19 protein-coding genes are annotated in these 23174 nt (G+C 71.0%); 6 read left to right on the top strand and 13 right to left on the bottom strand.

Features of this window, described 5'->3' with window-relative positions; genetic code table 11:
• Nucleotides 1-407: 407 nt before the first annotated feature.
• Together OG622_RS39715 and OG622_RS39710 are read left to right on the top strand one after the other, a co-directional pair.
• Nucleotides 408-1493, top strand: a complete 1086-nt coding sequence (locus tag OG622_RS39715; RefSeq protein ID WP_371581462.1) for a hypothetical protein — start codon at nucleotides 408-410, stop codon at nucleotides 1491-1493.
• Between the two features lie 93 nt (nucleotides 1494-1586).
• Nucleotides 1587-2528 carry an RluA family pseudouridine synthase gene (locus OG622_RS39710; RefSeq protein ID WP_371581461.1) on the top strand — a complete coding sequence of 314 codons (942 nt, stop codon included), beginning with the start codon at nucleotides 1587-1589 and terminating at the stop codon, nucleotides 2526-2528.
• A 71-nt stretch (nucleotides 2529-2599) separates the two neighbouring features.
• On the opposite strand, the gene OG622_RS39705 is transcribed toward OG622_RS39710, so the two are convergent.
• The 6 genes from OG622_RS39705 to OG622_RS39680 form a co-directional block, all read right to left on the bottom strand.
• Entirely contained in the window at nucleotides 2600-4072 is a 1473-nt protein-coding gene (locus tag OG622_RS39705) for a cytochrome P450 (protein WP_371581460.1), read from the bottom strand.
• Between the two features lie 125 nt (nucleotides 4073-4197).
• On the bottom strand, nucleotides 4198-4848 hold the full coding sequence (locus OG622_RS39700; protein WP_371581459.1) for an ATP/GTP-binding protein: 651 nt from the start codon (nucleotides 4846-4848) through the stop codon (nucleotides 4198-4200).
• The gene (locus OG622_RS39695; protein WP_371581458.1) at nucleotides 4829-5257 is read right to left on the bottom strand and encodes a DUF742 domain-containing protein; all 429 of its coding nucleotides are present in this window, start codon (nucleotides 5255-5257) and stop codon (nucleotides 4829-4831) included. Before OG622_RS39695 ends, OG622_RS39700 begins: the two co-directional genes overlap by 20 nt.
• Nucleotides 5254-5661 carry a roadblock/LC7 domain-containing protein gene (locus OG622_RS39690; protein ID WP_037701766.1) on the bottom strand — a complete coding sequence of 136 codons (408 nt, stop codon included), beginning with the start codon at nucleotides 5659-5661 and terminating at the stop codon, nucleotides 5254-5256. Before OG622_RS39690 ends, OG622_RS39695 begins: the two co-directional genes overlap by 4 nt.
• Nucleotides 5658-7310, bottom strand: a complete 1653-nt coding sequence (locus tag OG622_RS39685) for a sensor histidine kinase (RefSeq protein ID WP_371581457.1) — start codon at nucleotides 7308-7310, stop codon at nucleotides 5658-5660. The genes OG622_RS39690 and OG622_RS39685 overlap by 4 nt, the downstream gene beginning before the upstream one ends.
• A gap of 344 nt (nucleotides 7311-7654) precedes the next feature.
• Nucleotides 7655-8290: a TetR/AcrR family transcriptional regulator gene (locus tag OG622_RS39680; RefSeq protein WP_371581456.1), complete on the bottom strand. Its 636-nt coding sequence runs from the start codon at nucleotides 8288-8290 to the stop codon at nucleotides 7655-7657.
• A gap of 192 nt (nucleotides 8291-8482) precedes the next feature.
• Here OG622_RS39680 and OG622_RS39675 point away from each other — a divergent pair, with 192 nt between their 5' ends.
• The 4 genes from OG622_RS39675 (at nucleotide 8483) to atzF (ending at nucleotide 15308) form a co-directional block, all read left to right on the top strand.
• A complete protein-coding gene (locus OG622_RS39675) occupies nucleotides 8483-9307 on the top strand; it encodes an urea amidolyase associated protein UAAP1 (RefSeq protein WP_371581455.1) in 825 nt (274 codons plus the stop codon).
• Entirely contained in the window at nucleotides 9304-9903 is a 600-nt protein-coding gene (locus OG622_RS39670) for an urea amidolyase associated protein UAAP2 (RefSeq protein ID WP_371581454.1), read from the top strand. The genes OG622_RS39675 and OG622_RS39670 overlap by 4 nt, the downstream gene beginning before the upstream one ends.
• Nucleotides 9900-13418: a 5-oxoprolinase/urea amidolyase family protein gene (locus OG622_RS39665; protein ID WP_371581452.1), complete on the top strand. Its 3519-nt coding sequence runs from the start codon at nucleotides 9900-9902 to the stop codon at nucleotides 13416-13418. The genes OG622_RS39670 and OG622_RS39665 overlap by 4 nt, the downstream gene beginning before the upstream one ends.
• Before the next feature lie 231 nt (nucleotides 13419-13649).
• Entirely contained in the window at nucleotides 13650-15308 is a 1659-nt protein-coding gene (gene atzF, locus OG622_RS39660) for an allophanate hydrolase (RefSeq protein ID WP_371581451.1), read from the top strand.
• Between the two features lie 469 nt (nucleotides 15309-15777).
• Here the strand turns inward: atzF and OG622_RS39655 are convergent, their stop codons facing one another.
• From OG622_RS39655 to OG622_RS39625, 7 genes are all read right to left on the bottom strand, one after another.
• The gene (locus OG622_RS39655) at nucleotides 15778-18627 is read right to left on the bottom strand and encodes a DEAD/DEAH box helicase (RefSeq protein ID WP_371581450.1); all 2850 of its coding nucleotides are present in this window, start codon (nucleotides 18625-18627) and stop codon (nucleotides 15778-15780) included.
• A gap of 136 nt (nucleotides 18628-18763) precedes the next feature.
• The gene (tatC, locus tag OG622_RS39650; protein ID WP_371581449.1) at nucleotides 18764-19735 is read right to left on the bottom strand and encodes a twin-arginine translocase subunit TatC; all 972 of its coding nucleotides are present in this window, start codon (nucleotides 19733-19735) and stop codon (nucleotides 18764-18766) included.
• A 50-nt stretch (nucleotides 19736-19785) separates the two neighbouring features.
• Complete coding sequence (gene tatA / locus OG622_RS39645) at nucleotides 19786-20073, bottom strand: Sec-independent protein translocase subunit TatA (RefSeq protein WP_060891971.1); 288 nt, start codon at nucleotides 20071-20073, stop codon at nucleotides 19786-19788.
• A gap of 258 nt (nucleotides 20074-20331) precedes the next feature.
• Nucleotides 20332-20526, bottom strand: coding sequence for a hypothetical protein (locus OG622_RS39640; protein WP_371581448.1), 195 nt, complete (start codon nucleotides 20524-20526; stop codon nucleotides 20332-20334).
• Nucleotides 20527-20714: 188 nt separating this feature from the next.
• Nucleotides 20715-20975 (bottom strand): hypothetical protein, encoded by a 261-nt coding sequence (locus tag OG622_RS39635; RefSeq protein WP_319766292.1) that lies wholly within the window; start codon nucleotides 20973-20975, stop codon nucleotides 20715-20717.
• A gap of 143 nt (nucleotides 20976-21118) precedes the next feature.
• On the bottom strand, nucleotides 21119-22117 hold the full coding sequence (locus OG622_RS39630; RefSeq protein WP_371581447.1) for a helix-turn-helix transcriptional regulator: 999 nt from the start codon (nucleotides 22115-22117) through the stop codon (nucleotides 21119-21121).
• Between the two features lie 15 nt (nucleotides 22118-22132).
• A complete protein-coding gene (locus OG622_RS39625) occupies nucleotides 22133-23086 on the bottom strand; it encodes a helix-turn-helix transcriptional regulator (RefSeq protein ID WP_371581446.1) in 954 nt (317 codons plus the stop codon).
• Nucleotides 23087-23174: the final 88 nt, after the last annotated feature.

Below are 23174 nucleotides of genomic sequence, written 5' to 3'. Positions count from 1 at the left end.
TCATTCATGACAAATTTTCAACCGAATGCGCCCCTTATGTGCCGCAGTACGCTCGCCGTACGCCCCTTCACGGCGACCGGCCGTCGCCCGCACGCTGGGATTGCAGCCAGAAGTGGGGACTTCTTGCGGAGGCTCGGGCTATGGCATCAAATGGCGTTGACGTCTCGATGGTTACCCCGGACATGCTCGCTTGGAAGGGCTCTGCGCAAGAAGCTCTCGAGCAGCTGTCAGGCACGAGGGGGATTCAGGAGCTGCTGCACCGGTCGCACGAACTCTGGTGCGGACCGGCTTGCGATCGCGGTTTGACGTGTTCGTTCCTTCACTACCCGCGGAGCCCGGCGAAAACCGTCCGTCCCGCGGCCACGAGGTCCCGTTACAACAAGCAGACCGCTCACCTGTACGCCGTCATGGGTGAGCACGGGTACGCCGGCCCGGTCGCCCAGTGCCACGAGGTGAATGTGTGGCCACTGCTGGAGAAGGTCACAGAGCGGTGGGACACCGTACAGGCACGAGGTGGCAGGACTCCCGAGCACTATGCCGACTGGACGAAGAAGCACGATGTGAAGGCCGCCGACACGGTGTCCCGCGCCTGCCGGGACACCGTCCAGTGGATGGCCTGCTGGTGCGGTGAGCGGTTCGGCGCGGACCCGTTGGGGCTCCACTACATAGCCTTCGCCACCGTCATCGACGACATCTGCATACCCCCGCTCGATCTGGTCGGTGGCCGCTTTCGCATGTACGGCCGATCCGTGCCCGACCTGGTGCGGGCGATGGACGCGGCCGGCTGGGGGCGCGACGCGGTCCACGCGCTGCTGTCGCTGGTCCGGCAGGCCATCGTCCAGTACGCGGAGAAGATGGACTTCCTGCCGGGGGACGAACACGTCGGGCTCCAGGACGCGCTGAACGACTCGCCGAACATGTGGGACGGGGTCATGTTCCGGGGCAACACCGGAAACGCGTACGGGACCGCCATCATGGTGGCCCGCAACAGCGCGACGGGCCCCGTGTCCTTCCCCTGGCTCATGGACAGCGCGCTCTGCGACTGCCTCTCCATGGATCTGTGCAAGTCCACGCTCGGCATCTACTCGGCGGACGACCACCAGCCGACGTCGAGCAAACACCGGACGGAGGAGCGCAAGGCCAGCTACCGGTCGATCTACCTCGACCTGATCGACGATCTGGTCTTCACCGGCGCACCCGAGCCACTGGTCCACTTCGGCCGCAGCGGTTTCCTCTTCGTGCAGATCCAGGACCGGTATCAGGAGCGCCGCCAGGGGAGGCGGTTCCCGCTGGCTCCGCCGATGGTCCGCGAGCTCGAACGGCTCTTCGGCGAGGTGCCGACGGACCCATGGCTCGACGAGGCGTTCACCGCGGCCAATCGCATCCGGCTCGCCGGGCCGCACGGCCCCACCCGCCCGCAGGAAGTCGAGCAGTCCCACCGTCTCCACCCGAGCCCACGGCAGGACCCGCAGACCACACGACTCCTCGCCTGAACAAGCGTGCCGGACCCCGGGCCGAGCCGAACCGAGCCGGACCGGACAGAGCCGAACCGGGCCGAGCCAGGGCCGCTCGTATGCTTGATCGTGATGAGACGCCGCAACCCGTCCCCGCCCTCTCCCCTGCCGCAGCGCGACGGGGTGGACCCGGTGCGGGTGCGGTTGCCTGTCGGGGACGCGTGGGCGACCGTACGGGATCATCTCGTGGCGCGGCTCTCGGCCGGGGCCGGGGTGATCGACGAGATGCTCGACGCGGGACTGATCGTGGACGTCACCGGGCGTCCGGTGCCGCGGGACATGGCGTACGTGCCGGGCATGTCCGTGTGGTTCCACCGGGAGCTGCCCGACGAGGAACGGGTGCCGTTCTCGATCGACGTCCTGTACCGGGACGAGCACGTGGTGGTGGCCGACAAGCCGCACTTCCTGGCCACCACCCCGCGCGGCAGCCATGTCACCGAGACGGCCCTGGCCAGGCTGCGCAGGGAGCTGGGCATCCCGGCACTCGGCGCGGCGCACCGGCTGGACCGGCTCACCGCCGGGGTGGTGCTGTTCACCGTGCGGCCCGAGGAACGCGGCGCGTACCAGTCGCTGTTCCGGGACAAGCGGGTGCGCAAGGAGTACGAGGCGGTCGCCCCGTACGACCCGGCGCTGGTTCTGCCCCGCACCGTGCGCAGCCGGATCGTCAAGGAGCGCGGGGTCATGGCGGCCTACGAGGTCGAGGGAGAGCCGAACGCCGTCAGCCGGGTCGAGTTGCTGGAGCACCGGGACGGGCGTGCCCGGTACCGGCTGGCGCCGAGTACCGGGCAGACGCACCAACTGCGGGTGCACATGAGCGCGTTGGGGTTGCCGATCCTCGGCGATCCCCTCTATCCGGTGGTCTCCCCGCCCGTGCCGGCCGGTGACTTCCGACGACCGCTCCAACTGCTGGCGCGGAGCCTCGCGTTCACCGACCCGGTCACAGGGCGCGAACACCGGTTCGTCAGCCCGCGCGAGCTGCGGGCCTGGTCCTCGTACGAGGGGTGGGCGACGTAACCGGGTACGAGGCGGGGGCGACGTAACCCGGGTACGAGGTGGGGGCGGCGTGGTCCCGGTGCCCGGTCGGCTCAGTTGCCGCCGAACCAGCGCAGGATGCGCCGGAACAGGCCCGGCCGAACGGCCGGTCCGGGCTGCGGTGCGGGCTCGGCCACCGTCACCGCGGGTTCCGGGGAGACGGCCTGCGGCAGCCGCGTGCCGCCCCGCCGCTGCTGTGGGGGCCTCGGCGGCACCGGGTTGACGGCGGGCCGCTGCATGACGTCCTGCGGGGGCCGCGGCACGAACGTCACGGGCAGTTCCACCAGATGCCGGTTGGAGATGGACTCCCGCCACCGCAGCTCGTCCTCCGGGCAGGAGAGCTGGATGTCCGGAACACGGGTCAGCAGCGCGTCGACGCCGACGTCGGCGATGGCGCGGCCGATGTCCTGGCCCGGGCACTCGTGGGGGCCGCCGCCGAAGGCGAGGTGCGAGCGGTTGCCCTGCATGTTCGCCTTGAGGTCGGGACGGACGCGGGGGTCGACGTTGCCCGGCGCCATGCCGAGGAGGAGTCCGTCGCCCTTGCGGATGCGCTGGCCGCCCAGCTCGGTCTCCTGCTTGGCGAAGTAGGCGAAGACGGTGCTGAACGGCGGTTCGTCCCACAGGGACTGCTCGACCGCCTCCGGCACGGTCATCTGGCCGCCCTTCAGCTGGGCGCGGAAGCCGGGATCGGTGAGCACCACGCGCAGCACGTTGGCGAGGAGGTTGGCGGTGGCCTCGTAGGCGGCGAGGAGCACCACGCGCAGGTGTTCCCTGACCTCGTCGTCGGTGAGCCCGGCCGGGTGCGTGATGAGGTGGCTGGTGAAGTCCTCCTGGGGCTGGGCCCGGCGGCGGGCGGTGAGCCGGTCCAGGGCCTCCATCACATAGGCGTGGCTGACGAGCGCGGTCTCGCTGCCCTTCAGACAGTCACGGGCGGAGTGCACCAGCCGTTCGTTGTACTCCTCGGGCATGCCGAGGATCTCGCACATCACCGCCATCGGCAGGTGTTCGGCGAACTGGCCGACCAGGTCGGCGCTGCCGTCCTCGCAGAACTTGTTGACGAGGTGCTGGGTCGCGCGGTTGATGTAGCGGCGGATGCCCCGGTGGTCGATGGTCGACATGGCGCCGGTGACCGCGCCGCGCAGCCGCAGGTGCTCGTCGCCCTCGGCGTGGGCGCAGATGGGCTGCCAGGCGAAGTGCGGCATGAGGGGGTGGTCGGGCTTGACCGCCCCCTCTCGCATGGGGTTCCACAACCGGGTGTCCTTGCAGAACTGCGACGGCGTACTCACCATGTGCAGGTTCTCCCCGTGCCCGAGCACCACCCAGACAGGCACGTCGTCGTGGAGCAGGGCGGGGGCCACCGACCCGTGTTCCGTGCGCAGTTTCTCGTACACGGCTCCCAGGTCCTCCGCCTCGGGGCCGTAGAGCCGGCGCAGTCCGCCGGCGCCCATGCCGTGGGCGGGGCAGCCGGGGGGCGGCACGAGCGTGGGGTCGTCCGTGCCGGTGAGGGAGTTTGATTCAGGCGTCACGGTGATCGCTTTCGAACTGAGGTGGATCCGGTGTCTGGAAAGTTGTGGGGCCGCACGAGTCGCATGGCCCGCATGGGCCGGATGGACCGTACGAGCCGCCGGGCCGTACAGGGGTCAGGCGCGAGTCATGCCGACGCCGCCCCCGATGCCGCCGCTCCCGTCCCCGCCCCCGACGTCGTCAGGGAGTGCAGGAAGGTCATGAGGGTCATCAGGACGTCCCTGCTGGACGCCCGGCGGCGTGCGTCGCAGCGGAGGATCGGGATCTCCCGGGCAAGGTCGAGGGCCTGACGCATTTCCTCGATGTCGTAGCGGGGCGCGTCCGGGAAGTCGTTGACCGCCACGACGAAGGGCACACCGCGCTCCTCCAGGCGGCCCATGACGTCGAAGCTGACCTCCAGCCGACGGGTGTCGACCAGGACGACCGCGCCGAGGGCGCCCTCGAACAGGCCGTTCCACAGGAACCAGAAGCGCTCCTGCCCGGGGGTGCCGAACAGATAGAGCACCAGCTCGTCCGTGACGCTGATGCGGCCGAAGTCCATGGCCACGGTGGTGGCCGTCTTGGACTTGGAGCCGAAGTTGTCGTCGACCCCGATGCCGGCCTGCGTCATGGTCTCCTCGGTCGTCAGCGGCCTGATCTCGCTGACGGACCCCACCATGGTCGTCTTGCCGACGCCGAAACCGCCCACGATCACGATCTTCGCCGCGGCCTGCGCGGTGTGCGGCAGGTGGTCCTCGGTCCGTGGACCCGTGATGGTGTCAGAGCTTTTGAAGTCCATGCATCACCGCTTCGAGGAGGGAACGGTCTGCCCGCGCCTGCCGGACGACCGGTGCGCGTGCCTGTACCAGTTCGGCCGTCAGCAGCTCGGTGAGCAGGACGGTCACCACGCTGATCGGCAGATTGAGATAGGCCGAGATCTCGGCCACGGACAGGGGTGCCTGGCAGATCCGGAGCAGCGCCGACTGCTCCGGAGCGGCCGACGGCGGCGGATCGGCGCGCGCCACGATTAACGTGACGAGGTCGATCGGAGCCCGCTCGCCGTCCTCGCCGGTGAGGATGTAGAGCCGCTCGGGCGGACGTCCCCCCGTCTCGGTCGTTTCGCTCGTGGGGTCGTCCTGGGGCGGCGGCGGGGGAGGCGGTTCGTGCTCGTGCTTGGGCTGGCGCCGCTGGCGACGCGGAGGCGTCATACGGTCTGCCCGTTCCGCCGCGGCGGACTGGTGAGGTGGGAGCCGATCCGGTCGACGAGGTCGCGCATGCGGTTGCTCATCAGTCCGGGCTCCGCGATCTCGTTGGCGAGCACCGCGAGATAGGCGTTGGAGCCGGCGGCCATCAGATAGAAGTAGCCTCCGTTGATCTCGATGATGACCATGCGCATGTGGCCGTCGCTCTGCGGGATCTCGTCGGCCACGGCGCCGGCCAGGCTCTGCAGTCCCGCGCAGGCCGCGGCGACCCGGTCGGCGGCGTCCGGGTCGCCGCCGTGGCGGGCGATCCGCAGGCCGTCGGCGGAGAGCACGACGATCTGCTGGATGCCGGGTACGCCGTCGGCCAGATCCTTCAGCAGCCAGTCGAAATTGGCCCGTCGCTGGATCACTTGAGGTCCCCCTCGTCGTCGGCCTCGGTGCGGGCCGGCTCGGTGTTCGCGGTATGTGCGGTGGACGCCGTCGGGTCGTCCGGATGGTTCCTGAAGGCGTTCGGGTCGGGGTCGCCCTTGAGTCCGGCCATGAACGCCTCGACCCACATGCCGGGCGGGGGCTGCTTCTTCTCCGGGTCGGGCTCCGGCTGCCACACCGGGGCGGCGGCCATGGCGGCCTCGGCCGCGGCCTCCGCGGCGGCGGCCTCGGCATAGCGCTGGCTGAGCGGGATCTTGTTCCGGCTGCGCCGCTGCGGCAGGCCGTTGGCCGTCCACTCGGTGACGACGGGGACGTCGTCCTCCATGTCCTGGCCCCCGCCCTGGCCCATGTCCTCCGCGGAACTCGGGATCCGCGGTCCGGTGGTCGGGCGACGGCGCTTCGCCTTGCGGTTGGGGCCTTCGACGCCGCCGTTGTCCATGATCGACACGGCGCCGGCGCCGATGCCGTGGGCCAGGCCGGGGGCGGGCTCCTGGGTGAGCATGTCGCGCGGTACGACGACGACGGCGCGGACGCCGCCGTAGGCGGACGGTCGCAGCGAGATCTGCATGTTGTACATGGTCGACAGCCGCCCCACGACGGCGAGGCCGAGGCGCGGGGTGTCGCCCATGTCCTGCACGTCCATGCCCTGCTGGGCCTGGGCGAGCATGTTCTCGACCTTGGCGCGGGTCTCCTCGCTGAGGCTGATGCCGCCGTCCTCGATCTCGATGGCGATGCCGGTCTGCACCTCCACGGCGGTGACGTGCACCTTGGTGTGGGGCGGCGAGTAGCGGGTGGCGTTGTCGAGGAGTTCGGCACAGGCGTGGATGACCGGTTCGACGGCCACACCGTCGACGTTGACCTTGGCGATCGAGTCGAGCTCGATGCGGCGGTACTCCAGGATGCGGGACATGGCGCCGCGCAGCACGCTGTACAGCGGGACGGGGCGGGACCAGACACGGCCGGGGCGGCCGCCGCCGAGGACGGCGATGGAGTCGGCCAGGCGGCCGATCAGGGCGGTGCCGTGGTCGATGCGCAGCAGGTCGTCGAAGACCTCGGGGTTGCGCCCGTGGTCCTCCTCCATCTCGCGGAGTTCGTTGTTCTGCTGGTGGACGATCGCCTGCACGCGTCGGGCGATGTTGACGAACGACCGCTGCGAGGAGTCGCGGACCGCGTCCTCGCGGTCGACGATGGTGAGCAGGGTGCGCAGCAGGTCTCGCTGGGACTCGGGGATTTCGCGCCACTCGTTGTCACCGTCGACGACGTGGCGAATCACCTCTGCGGGGGATTCTCCGCCGCGCAGCCGGTACAGCGCGGCGGGCAGGATCTCCTTGCCCAGCCGGGTGAATTCCTGGTCGTGGGCGGCGATCCGCTGTTCGAGGAGGACGGTCCGCCGCTGCTGTTCGGCACGCAGTTCGCGGACCGTACGACGGCCGCCGCGCACCGCGACGACGGCGACCACGATCAGCAGGAGCGTCGCGACGGCTCCGCACAAGCCGACAGCGAGCCGGGCCGACCCCGTCACCAGGGAGACGGTGGTTCCGGTCGCCGCGGCCATCAGTATCGCCGGTAGCGGCAGCACGCGTGCGTAGGGAAGTTCACGGCCACCGGGAGGCGATTGAACACTCACCATGTATGCCCTCTAAGACAGTTCGGCTGTAGGTCGGGGGATTTGCGGGGAGTCGCCGGCGGTTGCTCGGGTTCATCCGCGAATCAAACTGGATCTTCGGTATTTTTTGGAACAAGCGCACGAATACATCTCAACTCGGTGCGCTGCGGGCGAGCTTAGTCCGACCGGATCATCGCTGTGTCATATTCAGCAACTGCCTGAAATCACCCTCATGACCGGAGTACGCTCTGGTCATTTACACGCTGGGGCGCCATTCGCACACGCTGTGTAACGACGGACGGGCGTACGAGAAGAGCCCCTTGACAGGGTGAATCGAATACCGGAGACGGCCTGCCGGGGGCCTTCCCTCAGACGCCGGCGATGCGCAGCGCGGCGTCCGCCGTTGCCTCGGCAAAGGCGGAGACGGGGCGCCCGGGGTCCGAGCGATGGACGAGGATGACACCCTCGATCAGCCCGAAGACGAGATCCGTACGCAGATCCAGCTCACTCCTGGCGAGCGTCCCGCCCGCGGCCGTGGCCGCGATCAACTGCCGGTAGGCGTCCTTGAGTTCGGCCCGCACGGCGTGGAAGCCGGCGAAGCGTTCGGCGCGGACCTCCGGCAGGAGGTACAGGCCGCCGAGGTTGTGCGGGCCGCCGCAGAGGAGGGCGACATCGGCGCGGCACAGCTCCCGGAGCCGCTCCTCGGCGCGGGCACCGTCCTGGGCGAGGAGCTCACGGGCGTACGCGAGCGACGGGGTGACCGTGGACTCCAGCAGCTCGGCGAGCAGCTCCTCCTTGCCGGAGACGTAGTGGTACATGGACGCCTGCCGCATACCGGCGCGCTCGGCGACGGCCCGGGTGGTGGTGGCCGCGTAGCCCCGCGTCGTGAACAACTCGGCCGCGGAGGCGCGCAGTTCGTCGCGGGGCGACAGTCCGCTCTCGGGCCGGCCGTCGGCCCGGGGCCTGCCGACCCGCCGCCCACCGGTGCCACCCGCGCTTCCCATGCGTTCGATCCTCGCACACGTCACCCATGCGTCCGCTGTGACCGGTCGCACGGTTCGCCGGGCCCCCGGCGAGGCACGACCATCGTGAGGGGTCGGTAACCGGCCCGCAACGCCAGGGACATGGCGGCGACCCGCCCCGCCCCTAATTTCTGTCGCACGACAGAAATACACGCCGCACCCGGAGGTCCCACGATGGCGACATCGACGACGTACGGAGCACGCGACCACGCCCGCGCGCAGGAGGGCGCCCAGGCCGAGGCGATGCCCGTGGTGCCCGCGAGCCGCTGGCCGGCCCCGCCCTGCGACGCGGAGCGGCTGGTCTGGGCGGAGACGGTGGCGGGCGGCAACTACTCCCACAGAGTGCTCGCCCGGGGCACCGAGTTCCGCCTCACCGACCTGCGCGGCGACGCGTGCGCGCATCTGCTCCTGCACCACGCCGACCGCCCCTGGGAACGGCTGAACGTCGCCGACACCGTCAAGGTCCAGTGGAACGCCTACCTGGGCGAGGGCGTCCTGCTCCTGTCCGACCAGGGCCGCGTCCTCGCGTCGGTCGTCGCGGACACCTCGGGCCGCCACGACGCGCTGTGCGGCACCTCCACCCTCGTACGCAACACCGAGCGGTACGGGGACGGCACCCCGCAGTCCCCCTCCCCCGCCGGACGCGAACTGTTCAAGCTGGCCGCCGCCAAGAACGGCCTCGAACCCCGGGACCTCCCGCCCTCGCTCTCGTTCTTCCAGGGCGTGGAGGTACGCGAGGACGGCACCCTGGACTTCACCGGCTCCGCCGGCCCCGGCGCCGCCGTGACCCTGCGCGCCGAGCAGGACGTGACGGTACTGCTCGCCAACGTGCCCCACCCGGCCGACCCGCGCCCCGAGTACGTCAGCACCCCGCTGGAGGTGCTCGCCTGGCGCGCCGGGCCGACCCGGCCCGGCGACCCCCTGTGGGAGGCCACTCCCGAGGGCCGCCGCGCCTTCCTGAACACCGCCGAGTTCCTCGCCGCGAGGGGGATCGCATGAAGACCGTCGTTCCGGCCAGGGCGGCCTGGTCGTCCGTGATACGCGCCGGTGAGACGCTCACCCTCACCGATCTGCACGGCAACCAGGCCGTCGACTTCCTCGTGTACGACGCGCACGACACGGCCGTCCGCTACAGCGCGCCCGACACCATCCACGCGCAGGGCGGCATCTTCCTCACCACCGGCAGCGTGCTGATGTCCAACGAGTACACCCCGCTGATGACCGTGGTCGCCGACGACGTCGGCCGGCACGACACGGTCGGCGGTGCCTGCTCCAAGGAGTCGAACACCCTGCGGTACGGCCACCACACCTGGTCCCAGCACGCCTGCGTGGACAACTTCCTCGCCGAGGGCGCCCGGCACGGCCTCGGCAAGCGCGACCTCGTGTCGAACATCAACTGGTACATGAACGTGCCGGTCGAGAAGGACGGCACCCTCGGCATCGTCGACGGCATCTCCGCCCCGGGTCTCGCCCTGACCCTGCGCGCCGAGTGCGACGTGCTCGTCCTGGTCTCCAACTGCCCCCAGATCAACAACCCCTGCAACGGCTTCGACCCGACGGCGGTGCAGATGACGATCACCGGGGCCCGCACATGACCTTCGACACCCTGCTGGTCGCCAACCGCGGCGAGATCGCCGTCCGCATCATCCGCACCGCCCGCGAACTGGGCCTGCGGACGGTCGCCGTGTACTCCGACGCCGACCGCGCCGCCGCCCATGTCCGCCTCGCCGACGAGGCGGTACGGCTCGGCCCGGCACCCGCGAAGGAGTCGTACCTCGACGCGGACCTGATCCTGAAGGCGGCCAAGGACACGGGCGCGGGCGCCGTCCACCCCGGCTACGGCTTCCTCTCCGAGGACGCGGCCTTCGCCCGCCGCTGTGAGGACGCGGACATCGTGTTCGTCGGCCCCACCCCCGACCAGCTGGAACTGTTCGGCGCGAAGCACACCGCACGGGAGGCCGCCGAGGCCGCGGGCGTCCCGCTCCTCCCCGGCACCGACCTGCTGCCCTCCCTCGCCGAAGCCCTCGACCACGCCTCGGCCATCGGCTACCCCGTGATGCTCAAGGCCACCGGCGGAGGCGGCGGTATCGGCATGTCGGCATGCCGCTCCGCCGCCGAACTGACCGACGCCTGGGAGCGGGTGCAGCGTGTCGCCGCCGCCTCCTTCTCCTCCGCCGGCGTCTACCTCGAACGCCTCGTCGACCGGGCCCGCCATGTCGAGGTGCAGGTCTTCGGCGACGGCGACGGCCTCGTCGTCACCTTCGGCGACCGCGACTGCTCCCTCCAGCGCCGCAACCAGAAGGTCGTCGAGGAGGCCCCGGCCCCCGGCCTCCCCGACCATGTGCGCGCGCGGCTGACCGCCTCCGCCCGCGACCTGTGCGCGAGCGTCGAGTACCGCTCCGCCGGAACCGTCGAGTTCGTCTACGACGCCGCCCGCGAGGAGGCGTACTTCCTGGAGGTCAACGCCCGCCTCCAGGTGGAACACCCGGTCACCGAGGAGATCTACGGCGTCGACCTCGTCGCCTGGATGCTGCGCCTGGCCCGCGGCGACTCCGCCGTCGTCCAGGCCCCGGCACAACCCCGCGGCCACGCCGTCGAGGCCCGGGTCTACGCCGAGGACCCCTCCCGTGAACACCGGCCGAGCGGGGGCCTGTTGACCCGGGTCGAGTTCCCGCGGGACGTGCGCGTGGACGGCTGGGTCGAGACGGGCACCGAGGTCACGACCTCCTACGACCCGCTGCTCGCCAAGGTCGTCGCGTACGGCTCCGACCGCGCCCACGCACTGCGCCGGCTGGACGAGGCGCTGGCCGGGACCCGGATCGACGGCATCGAGACGAACCTGGGCCTGGTCCGGGCTGCCCTCGACGATCCTGACTTCCGCCGGGCCGCCCACTCCACGGCCACCCTCGCGACCGTGACCGACCCGGCCCGCCGCGTCGAGGTCGTCTCCGGCGGCACCCTCACCACCGTCCAGGACTGGCCCGGCCGTACCGGCTACTGGCAGGTCGGCGTCCCGCCCTGCGGTCCCATGGACGACCTGTCCTTCCGCCTCGGCAACCGGGCCCTCGGCAACCCCGAGGGCGCCCCCGGCCTCGAATGCACCCTGCAGGGACCGTCCCTCCGCTTCACGCACGCCACCACGGTCTGTGTGACGGGCGCCCCCGCCCGGGTGACCGTCGACGGCTCACCGGTCGCCCAGTGGGAGCCGGTGACGGTACCCGCCGGAGCCGTACTGGCCGTCGGCGCCCCGACGGAACACGGACTGCGCACCTACGTCCTCCTCGCGGGCGGCGGCCTGGACGTCCCGTCGTTCCTCGGCAGCGCGGCCACCTTCACCCTGGGCCGCTTCGGCGGCCACGGCGGCCGGGCGCTGCGGACCGGCGACGTGCTGCACGGCGGGGAGGTCACCGGCGAGGGCGGCCCGGTCCCGCCGGAGGCCCGCCCGCCGTTCACCTCCTCCTGGCAGGTGGCCGCCCTCGAAGGCCCGCACGCGGCACCGGAGTTCTTCACCGAGGAGGACATCCACGAGTTCTACGCGGCCGACTGGAAGGTCCACTTCAACTCGGCCCGCACCGGCGTACGACTGGTCGGCCCCAAGCCCCGCTGGGCCCGCACCGACGGCGGCGAGGCGGGCCTGCACCCCTCCAACATCCACGACACCCCGTACTCGGTCGGCGCCGTCGACTACACCGGCGACATGCCGGTCCTCCTGGGCCCCGACGGCCCCTCCCTCGGCGGCTTCGTCTGCCCGGCCACGGTCGCCTCCACCGAACGCTGGAAGCTCGGCCAGCTGCGCCCGGGGGACACGGTCCGCTTCCTCCCGGTGGCGGACGACACCTCGCCCCGCCCCCCGATCGTCGACGGCGGCGTCCTGGCCCGCGACGGCGACGTGACGTACCGCCGCAGCGGCGACGACAACCTCCTCGTCGAGTTCGGCCCCATGCAACTCGACCTGGCCCTGCGCATGCGGGTGCACGCCCTGATGGAGGCGGTCACCGAAGCGTGCCTCGACGGCGTCACCGACCTCACCCCCGGCATCCGCTCCCTCCAGATCCGGACGGACCCGGCGCTCCTGCCGCAACCCGAACTCCTCACGGCGGTACGTCGGATCGTGGCGTCCCTCCCTCCGACGGACGAACTGGTCGTCCCCTCCCGCACGATCCACCTCCCCCTCTCCTGGGACGATCCCGCGACCCGCGAGGCCATCGCCCGCTACATGGCGGGCGTCCGCGACGACGCGCCCTGGTGCCCCTGGAACATCGAGTTCATCCGCCGCGTCAACGGCCTGGACTCGGTGGCCGACGTGTACGACACGGTCTTCGCCGCCGAGTACCTGGTCCTGGGCCTGGGCGACGTCTACCTGGGCGCCCCGGTCGCGACCCCGCTGGACCCCCGCCACCGCCTGGTGACGACGAAGTACAACCCGGCCCGCACCTGGACCGCCGAGAACTCGGTCGGCATCGGCGGCGCGTACCTGTGCGTCTACGGCATGGAGGGCCCCGGCGGCTACCAGTTCGTCGGCCGCACCACCCAGGTCTGGTCCCCGTGGCAGCAACGCGGCGCCTTCGAACCCGGCTCCCCCTGGCTGCTCCGCTTCTTCGACCGCATCAAGTGGTATCCGGTCGACGCCGACGAACTCCTCTCCCTCCGCGCGGACATCGTCTCGGGCCGCTTCGTACCGCGCGTGGAACAGGGCACCTTCTCCCTGGCCGAGTACGAGACGTTCCTCGCGGAACACGCCGACCCGATAGCCGAGTTCAGGACGAGGCAACAGACCGCCTTCACGGCGGAGCGGGCGGCCTGGGAGGAGGCCGGCGAGTTCACCCGCGCAGAGACGGCGTCCACGCCCCCGGCCGCCCCAGCGGAGATCGACGTCCCCGAGGACGGCCACCTGATCGAGGCCGAGTTCGCCGCCTCGGTCTGGCAGGTGAACGTGCGACCCGGAGACCGGGTGACCACCGGGCAGCCCCTCCTGACCCTGGAGGCGATGAAGATGGAGTCCCGCGTCCCCTCCCCCACGGACGGCGTCATCGACCGGATCCTGACCACCCCGGGCACCCAGGTGAACGCGGGCACCCCTCTGATCATCCTGATTCCGAGCGCCCCCTAGGGGCGCGAGGAACTGCGCGAGCAACCACGAACCTCCCGCACCCGCCGACGATCCCCCACCCCCGAGCTCTCAGGCGCAGGAGGTCGAAGGGGCACATCCCCTGGATGGGGGCACCTCCCGCTCGAGCGAAGCCGAGAGTGGGGGAGGGACGGGTAGGCGCGGCGGGGGCGAAATACTCCACGCGCACCCTCCGCCCCGCAGCCGACCACAGCACCCCACCCAGGAGCACAGATGTCCCACTCCCCCACCCTCACCAGAGTCCGCATGGCCTACGCCCGCGTCGAAGCCGTCGACCGCCCCGAGATCTGGATCGACCTACGCCCCCGATCCGACGTCGAGGCCGAGGCCGAGGCCCTGGACGCCCGCCTGGCCGCGGGCGCCCACCTCCCCCTCGCCGGCCGCCTCTTCGCCGCCAAGGGCAACATCGACGTCCACGGCCTCCCCACCACCGCAGGCTGCCCGGCGTACGCGTACACCCCCGACGCGGACGCCCCGGTCGTGGCCCGCCTGCGCGACGCCGGCGCCCTCGTCCTGGGCACCACCAACCTCGACCAGTTCGCCACCGGCCTGGTCGGCACCCGCTCCCCGCACGGCGCCGTCCGCAACGCCCACGATCCGTCCCGCATCAGCGGCGGCTCAAGCTCCGGCTCGGCCGTAGCGGTGGCGCTGGGCATCGTCGACTTCGCCCTGGGCACCGACACGGCCGGCTCCGGCAGGATCCCCGCCGCCTTCAACGGCATCGTCGGCCTGAAGCCCACCCGGGGCCTGGTCCCCACGGCCGGCGTGGTCCCGGCCTGCGCCTCGATCGACTGCGTGACGGTGTTCGCCCGCACCCTCCCGGAAGCCGAACAGGCCCTCGCCCACATGGCCTCTCCGCCGGACCGCGCCCTCCCGCCCCTCCCCCAGCGGACCCCGGGCCCGTGGCGCGTCGCCGTTCCCCCGCGCGAGCAGCTGGGCGAACTGGACGAGGGCTGGGCGGAGGCCTACGAGACGGCTGTGACCCGCCTGAGGGCCGCGGGCGCGGACGTACGCCCCCTCGACCTCACCCCCTTCACCGAGGCCGCGGCCATGCTCTACCAGGGCGCGTTCGTGGCCGAGCGCTACACAGCGGTCGGAAGCTTCGTCGACAAGGCGATCGCGGACGGCGTCGACTCCCTCGACGCCACGGTCGCCGGCATCATCACCCGCGCCCGCGACATCCCGGCCCACCAGCTCTTCGCCGACCAGGACCGGCTGACCGCCCTGCGCGCCCGCGCACTCAGCGAACTGGCCGACGCGGACGCCCTGTTGCTGCCGACGGCACCGGGCCACCCGACGCTCGCCGAAGTCGCCGCCGACCCGCTGGGCGCGAACGCCCGCCTCGGCCGTTTCACCAACTCCACCAACCTCTTCGACCTGGCGGCGGTCGCCGTGCCCGCGGGCGAGGTGAGCGGCCTCCCCTTCGGCGTCATGCTGATCGGCCCGGCCTTCACGGACGGCCGCCTGGCCCGCGTCGCCGCCCTCCTCCAGCCGGAGGCCCGCCTGGCGGTCGTGGGCGCGCACCTCTCGGGCCAGCCCCTGAACCCGCAGCTCCTGTCCCTGGGCGCCCGCCTGGAGCGAACCACCGCCACGGCCCCCGTCTACCGCCTCCACGCCCTCCGCACGACCCCGCCGAAGCCGGGCCTGGTCCACGTGGGCGAAGGCGGCGCCCCCGTCGAAGCCGAGATCTGGCGCCTCCCGACAGAGGGCCTGGGCCGCCTGCTGACAGCCCTCCCCCGCCCCATGACCCTGGGCAGCATCGAACTCGCCGACGGCACCCGGGCCCCAGGCTTCCTCTGCGAGCCCGACGCCCTGCGGAACGCCCCGGACATCACGGAGTACGGCGGCTGGCGGAGCTACCTGTCCCGCTGAGCAAGAGGGCCCGCGCGCCTCCACCCAGACAGCGCAGGCACACTTGCGCGCGCTCAGGGGCGTAGGCCGACTCTCGTCCTTCCCGGAAACGCCCGCCGCCCCTCGTCCTACCGGGGGCATCGGCCAGCTCTCGCCTTCCCGAAGACGCCCGCCGGTTCGCGTCCTTGCCGGGGGGCGTCGCCGGACTCTCGTCCTTCCGGAGGCATCAGTACTTGCGGGGGCGTCGGCCGACTCTCGTCCTTCCCGAGAACCCGCCGACACTCACTCCTCCCGGGGGCGTCGCCCAGCTCTCGCCTTCTCAGGGACGCAGGCCGGCTGCTCTGTCTTCCACGGGGGCACGAGCACGCCCTTGCCATCGGGGGCGCGGGCAGGGCTGTTGTCTTTCAGGGGCGCGGGGAACTGCGCGACCAGCCACAACCCACCCGCACCCGCCGAACAACCCGCCCCACCCCCCACCGGGGGCGAACCCTCACCCCACCGAGGAGTAGGCCACAACCCCCCTCAGCAACCCCTCCACAGCCTTGCGCGCACTCTTCCCCACGCTCGACCCCGCCGGCGCCGCCGCCGAGAGCTGCCCCAGCACATCGATCACCTGCTTGCACCACCGCACGAAGTCACCGGCCGGCATCTCCGCCTCCCGCAGCACCTCGTCGAGCCCCGACCCCGAGGCCCACATGTACGCGGCCCAGGCGAAGCCGAGGTCGGGCTCCCGCTGCCCCACCCCTTCGCTCTGCGTGATCCGGAACTCCTCCTCCAGCGCGTCCAGCCGCCCCCAGATCCGCACCATCTCCCCCAGCGCGGCCTTGGCGTTCCCGGACGGCAGCTTCGGCGCCATCGCGTCGTCCGCGGCCCGAGCCTCGTACACCAGCGCGGACGCACACGCGGCAAGCTCGGCAGGCCCGAGCCCCTCCCAGACACCCGCCCGCAGACACTCGCTCGCCAGCAGATCCAGCTCGCCGTAGAGCCGCGCGAGCCGCTTCCCGTGCTCGGTGACCTCGTCGGACCGCAGATAGCCCAGTTCGGTCAGCAGGGCGACGATCCGATCGAAGGTCCGCGCGATCGTGTTCGTACGGCCCTCGATACGCTGCTCCAGCTGCGCGGTGTCCCGCTTGAGCCGGTAGTAGCGCTCGGCCCAACGCGCATGGTCCTCACGCTCGTTGCACCCATGGCACGGATGCGCCCGCAGCTCGGCACGCAGCCCGGCGATCTCACGGTCGTCCGCGGCGGCGGCCCTCCGCTTGCGGTGCCGGTCGGGCACCAGGTGCCCGGCCTTGGTGCGCAGCGCCGACGCCAGATCCCGCCGCGACTGGGGCGAACGCGGGTTGAAGGACTTCGGGATCCGCATCCGCTCCAGCGCCTCCACCGGCACCGGGAAGTCCATGGAAGCCAGCCGCTTGACCTGCCGCTCGGCAGTCAGCACCAGCGGGCGCGGCCCGTCGTGCTGCTCGAACCCACGGTGGCCGTTCGACCGCCCGGCGGGCAGCCCGGGGTCGAGCACCAGTGCCAGACCCGCGTACTTTCCGGTCGGGACATGGATGACATCGCCCGGCTTCAGCTTCTCCAGCGCGACGGCCGCCTCGACCCGCCGCTGGGCCGCGCCCTGCTTCGCCAGGTCGGTCTCGCGGTCCTTCAGCTCCCGCCGCAGGCGCGCGTACTCCTCGAAGTCCCCGAGGTGGCAGGTCATGGACTCCTGGTAGCCCTCCAGCCCCTCCTCGTTGCGCTGCACCTGCCGGGAGATCCCGACGACCGACTTGTCGGCCTGGAACTGCGCGAAGGACGTCTCCAGCAGTTCCCGTGAGCGGTGCCGGCCGAACTGGTCGACGAGGTTGACCGCCATGTTGTACGACGGCTTGAAGCTGGAGCGCAGCGGATACGTACGGGTGCCCGCGAGTCCGGCCAGATGGTCGGGGCTCAGACCGCGCTGCCAGAGCACGACGGCGTGGCCCTCGACGTCGATGCCGCGCCGGCCCGCGCGCCCCGTCAACTGGGTGTACTCGCCGGGGGTGATGTCGGCGTGCTGCTCGCCGTTCCACTTGACGAGTTTCTCCAACACCACCGAGCGGGCGGGCATGTTGATGCCGAGTGCGAGGGTCTCGGTGGCGAACACGGCCTTGACCAGGCCGCGTACGAAGAGTTCCTCCACGACCTCCTTGAACGTCGGCAGCATGCCCGCGTGGTGGGCCGCGATGCCGCGCTCCAGGCCCTCCAACCACTCGTAGTAGCCGAGGACATGGAGGTCCTCGTTCGGGATCGAGGCGGTGCGCTCCTCGACGAGGGCACGCACCTTGAGCCGAGACGCGTCATCGTTCAACCGGAGGCCCGCGTACAGGCACTGCTGTACGGCGGCCTCGCAGGCGGCGCGGCTGAAGATGAAGGTGATGGCGGGCAACAGGCCTTCGGAGTCGAGCCGTTCGATGACCTCGGGGCGGCTCGGGATCCAGATCCTGGAGCGCTGTCTGCGCTCGCGCTCACGGTCGGCCTCGCGCATGGCGCGACCGCGCCGGCGGTCCTGGTAGGAGGGACGGCTGGCCTCCATGCGCGCCATGCGCGTGAGGTCGGGGTTGACGGCCTTCTTGTTGCCCTCGCCCTCCTCGAAGAGGTCGTACATCCGCCGTCCGGCGAGCACGTGCTGGAACAGCGGCACGGGCCGGTGTTCCGAGACGATCACATCCGTGTCGCCGCGCACGGTGTCCAGCCAGTCGCCGAACTCCTCCGCGTTCGACACCGTGGCCGAGAGGGAGACGAGGGTGACCGACTCGGGAAGGTGAATGATCACCTCTTCCCAGACGGCTCCCCGGAAGCGGTCGGAGAGGTAGTGGACCTCGTCCATGACCACGTACCCGAGGCCGAGAAGCGTCTGGGAACCCGCGTACAGCATGTTGCGCAGCACCTCGGTGGTCATCACGACCACGGGGGCGTCGGAGTTGACACTGTTGTCGCCGGTGAGCAGACCGACCTTGTCGGCCCCGTAGCGGCGGCACAGGTCGGCGTACTTCTGGTTCGACAGGGCCTTGATGGGTGTCGTGTAGAAGCACTTCTTGCCCTGCGTGAGGGCGAGGTGGACGGCGAACTCGCCGACGATCGTCTTGCCCGAGCCGGTGGGGGCGGCCACCAGGACGCCCTTGCCGGCCTCCAACGCCTGGCAGGCCTCGATCTGGAAGGGGTCGAGACCGAAGTCGTACATCGCGCGGAAACCTGCGAGAGCGGTGGCCTGCTCGGCAGCGCGCCTGCGGGCCGCCGCGTACCGCTCGGCCGGTGAGAGGTCCTCTGTCATCGTGCTTTCGAGCGTACCGGGCTCCACTGACAACAGGACGATCATTATCCGGATCGTGCCACCGTCGAGATCCGGACCGCCTTCCGTCCGAAAAGGAATGCGACAACGGCAGTGGGCCCCACCGAAGACCATCGGTGGGGCCCACTGCCGTTGTCGCCGCACACAGCGCGGTGGCCGGTGCTCAGGTGGCGTCGTCGTATCCGTTGATCCGTTCCCGCTCGGGCTCCGCCTGCGCGGGGAGCGCCCTGCTCGCCGAGACGGTCTCGATCTCGCCGACGTCCTCGGGGGTGAGGTCCAGCTCGGAGGCCTCGTCGTCGTCCGGCTTCAGGGCCTCGACACGGGCCCGGCGCTTGTCGTTGGTCAGCGCGATGCCACACGCGCAGAAGTACAGGACCCAGATGGGACCCGCCAGCGCCAACATGGAGATGGGGTCGGTGCTGGGGGTGGCGATCGCCGCGAAGAGCGTGATGCCCAGGATCATGCCCCGCCACCAGCCGGCCATCTTCTTGCCGGAGAGAACCCCGCCGAAGTTCAGCATCACGAGCAGTAGTGGCAACTCGAAGGAGAGGCCGAAGACGACGATCATTCGCATGATCAGGTTCAGCAGATCATCGAGGGGAAGCTGGTTGTCGCTTCCGATGATCGAGAACTCCAGCATGACGGACGCCATCTTGGGCAATGACCAGTAGGCGAAGTACGAGCCGGCGAGGAACAGCGGGAAGCCCGCCGCCACGAAGCCGAGGCCGTACTTCTTCTCGCTCCGGTGCAGGCCCGGCGCGATGAACGCCCAGAGCTGGTAGAGCCAGACCGGGGCGGCGAGCACCACGCCCGACGACAGCGAGACCGTGAGGGCGAGTGTGAACGGACTCAACAGACCGTTCTGCACGATGCGCGCGCAACTGGTCTGGCTGGTGTCCTTCACCACTTCGTCCGCCAGTTCGGCGAAGCTGTATTCGCATCCCACCGCTTGGAGAATGGGATCCGTGAAGAACTGGATGATGTCCTTGTAGAACATGGCCGCGATGACCGTCGTGACGACGATCGCCAGCAGGCTCCTGACAAGGCGGTTTCGCAGCTCGCGCAGGTGCTCCGCGAGGGGCATCCGCCCCTCGGGATCCTTGTCCTTCTCCGTTTTGCGGGCAGACTTGAGCAACCCACGTCCTCATCTCGTGCGGCAGGCCGGAAGTCTTGTCCGGCCTTGCGTCAGCGCTTGGTCGTGTCCGTCGGCTCGGTGACCGGGCGGGAGCTGGTCACATCGCCGGGGGCGGCCTGGATGGTGCGCTGCGCCGGGGCCTCGCCGCCGGGGTGCGGAGGCGCAGCCGCCGCGGTGGTGTCGTCCTGGCCGTCGGACTTCATGGCCTTGGCCTCGCTCTTGAGGATGCGGGCGGACTTGCCCAGAGAGCGCGCCATGTCCGGAAGCTTCTTCGCACCGAACAGCAGGATGATGACGACGAGGATCAGAATGATCTCGGTGGGGCCGAGCCTACCCATAGCTGTCTACCTTCTTCACCGAGGCGGCGGGTGGGGGCTGTCCGACCGGTCGGACAGGTGTCCGAACGATCGTGCTGGCAGCGATCGTAACGCTCAGGGGTAAACGTCAGGCAATCCCTGTGCGTACTCCCGATTCGCGACCCGGGCCTCGTTCTCCGCGCCGCGACAGGCAGCGTACCTGGCAAAGGTGAGAAGGTGACAGGGCGAAGTGGCGCAAAACGCACTCGCCGCCCAAGTCACAGGGGCCTCGACCGGAACTCACAGAGCGTCCACAGAGCGGGCCGCACTCGCCGTCGCCCGCTCCAGGTCCTCCGCCGCCCGATTGATTTTTCGCGCCGACTCCGTGACCTGCGCGCCCAGCCGCTGGGCCTCCAGAAAGACCCGCACGGCGAGCACCCCGAGCACGACGAGCCCCATGAACCCCACAGCCACCGCGAACATCGCCCAGAACATGCCGACGACCCTAGAGCCTGCTCGGCACCTCAGGCCAGCGGGGCCGGGCCGGCACGCACTCCCCCACCCGCGAACGACCGCCGACGCCAGGCACCCCCGCTCACCCGCGCTCACCCGCAGGAGCGAGCCGCCCTGGCCGGGCGGCAGGCAGAAGCTGACCCCACCCTTGCCCAGCCCCAGCCCCAGCCCTAGCCCGCCGAGTGCAGCCGCAGGGTCCGTACCCCGCCCCCGGTCAGCAGCTCGACGATCCGCTCGCCGGCCGGCTTGCGGACGGCGGTGCCGCACTCGGGGCAGGTGAAGGAGTAGAAGGTGGTCTTGCTGGTGGCGCCGATGGCCAGACGCAGCGCGCTCGCGCCCAGCTCGAAGTTGGCCCGGCAGTCGGGGCAGCCGGCTCGGAACACCACGTCGACCGCCTTCTTCATACCCGCGAAGGCGACCGACACGGTCATCTCCCGGATCTCCTGGATCTCCTGCACGCCGGACTTCACGCCGGCCTTCACACCCGACACAATCGACCCGCCGCTCACAGCCCTCGCATCTCTCTGTTCCGGTCCTACGCCGTGGTCACGGTCGCGTCGTCACGGTCTCGCGGTCACGGTCTCGTGGTCACGGTCGCGTCGTAGGCTGTCAGCGCCTCGCGGGCCGCCCGGCGGGCGCTGTCGGCGAGGTCCTGCGGGGAGACGATCCGGCCGTCGCGCCCGAGCCGCAGCGCGAGGCGCCGCAACGAGGTGGGGTCGGGGGTGCGCAGGCTGATGCGCAGCCCGCCGTCGGGCAGCTCCTCGGCGCTGTCGTGCGGGTAGTACTCGGCGACCCAGCGCCCGCCGGGCCCGACCTCGACGACGACCTCGGGGTCCTCGGCGGCGGGCTGCACCAGCGCCTCCGACAGGTCCCGCAGCTCGATCTCGGGCGGCGCGGACGGCTCGTCGAGGATCTTGATCTCGGCGACCCGGTCCAGCCGGAAGGTACGGCGGGCCTCGGAGCGGCGGCACCAGGCCTCGACATAGGTGTGCCCGACGCTGACCAGGCGGATCGGGTCGATCTCGCGTTCGGTGACCTCGTCACGGGCGGGCGAGTAGTAGCGGATCCACAGCCGTCGGCGCTCCGAGATGGCCCGGTCGACGTCCGCGAAGACCCCGCCCTCGGCCTCGAAGGTGACCGACAGACGCGAACTGGCACCGGCCGCCTCCCCGGCCGCCGTCTCGACCTTGGCGGTGGCCCGCAGCAGGGCCTGCCGGTCGCTCTCGCGCAGTCCGGGCAGCGTGGCCACCGCGCGGGCGGCCACCAGCAGGGCGGTGGCCTCGTCGGCGGCGAGTTTGAGCGGCTCGGCCGCCTCCGCGCCGAGGGCGGCCGGATTGTGCCACCAGATGCGCTCGCCGTCGGTGTCGATGTCGAGCAGATCACCGCCGCGGAAGCTGGTCCCGCACATGGGCAGCACATCGAGGTCCGAGACCAGCTCGTCCTCGGTGATCCCGAAGGCACGGGCGACGTCCTCGATCCGGGCCCCGGGCCGCTCCCGCAGATATGTCACCAGGGAGAGCATCCGCCGGGTCTGGTCGATGGCGTTCCCCGGCCGCGCCGGTTTTCCCACCACGTTCTTACGTCCCCCTCAGCCCTTGGCCACGGCACGCAGCCGGTCCACCACGTCGGCCCGCAACTCGGCGGGCTCCAGGACCACCACGTCGGGCCCGAACTCCACCAGCCAGGCATCCAGCCCGTGCCCGTACGGAATCTCCAACTCGTCCCAGCCGTCCCCGAGTTCCCGTACGGCGGAGGCCTTCGCCCGCAGCGGGTAGCCTGCGCCGGAACGCAGCCGGATCAGCGCGGAACGGTCGGCGGTCTCCCCCGCCCAGCTCGCGACCGTCTCCCGCACGGTGACCACGTCCGGCACCTCCGCGGTGAAGGCACTGCCCCGGCTGCGGACCTTGCCGGTGATCCGGGAGAGCCGGAAGACCCGCTCGGCACCCCGGTCGCGGTCGAAGCCGGCGAGATACCAGTGACCGCGCCAGCACTCCAGCGCCCACGGCTCGACCTGGCGGGGCTCGGGGCGGACGGCGGTGGCCTTGCGGTACTCGAACAGGACCGGACGGCGGTCCCGGCAGGCCAGCATCAGCGGTTCGAACGCGGCCTCGTGCACCGGGATGCGCGGCTCCAGGGCGCCATGGGCCTCGTACGGGTCAACGTCCTCGGGCAGCCCGGCCGCGCGCAGCTTCTGCAGGGCGCCGCTCGCGGCTCCGGCGAGGCGGGCCTGCTGCCAGACCTTCGCGGCGAGTCCGAGGGCCGCGGCCTCCTCCGCGTCGAGGGTGATGGGCGGGAGGCTGTTGCTGTCGCGGCGGGCCAGATAGCCGACCTCGCCGTCGAGGTTCTCCACCGTCTCGATGACCAGGCCGAGTTCGCGCAGATCGTCCTTGTCCCGCTCGAACATGCGGTTGAAGGAGTCGTCGCTGCCGGCTTCCAGATAGGCCTCGATGGACTCCCGCAACTCGCGCTTGCTGAGCGGTCGGCGCGTCCCCAGCAGACACAGCGCCAGGTTCATCAACCGCTCGGCCTTGGCAATGGCCATCGACGCCCTTCCTATGGGTGCTTCTGCGGCACGACCGTACCGCTACGAAGCGTCGCGGCAAAAGCCGAGGGCCCATGCCCGGACAGGC

The sequence above is a fragment of the Streptomyces sp. NBC_01314 genome (genome assembly GCF_041435215.1).
In the GTDB taxonomy this organism is placed as follows: domain Bacteria; phylum Actinomycetota; class Actinomycetes; order Streptomycetales; family Streptomycetaceae; genus Streptomyces.
Note: the sequence above shows the minus strand (reverse complement) of the source record. Positions and strands in the feature narration are given on the sequence as shown.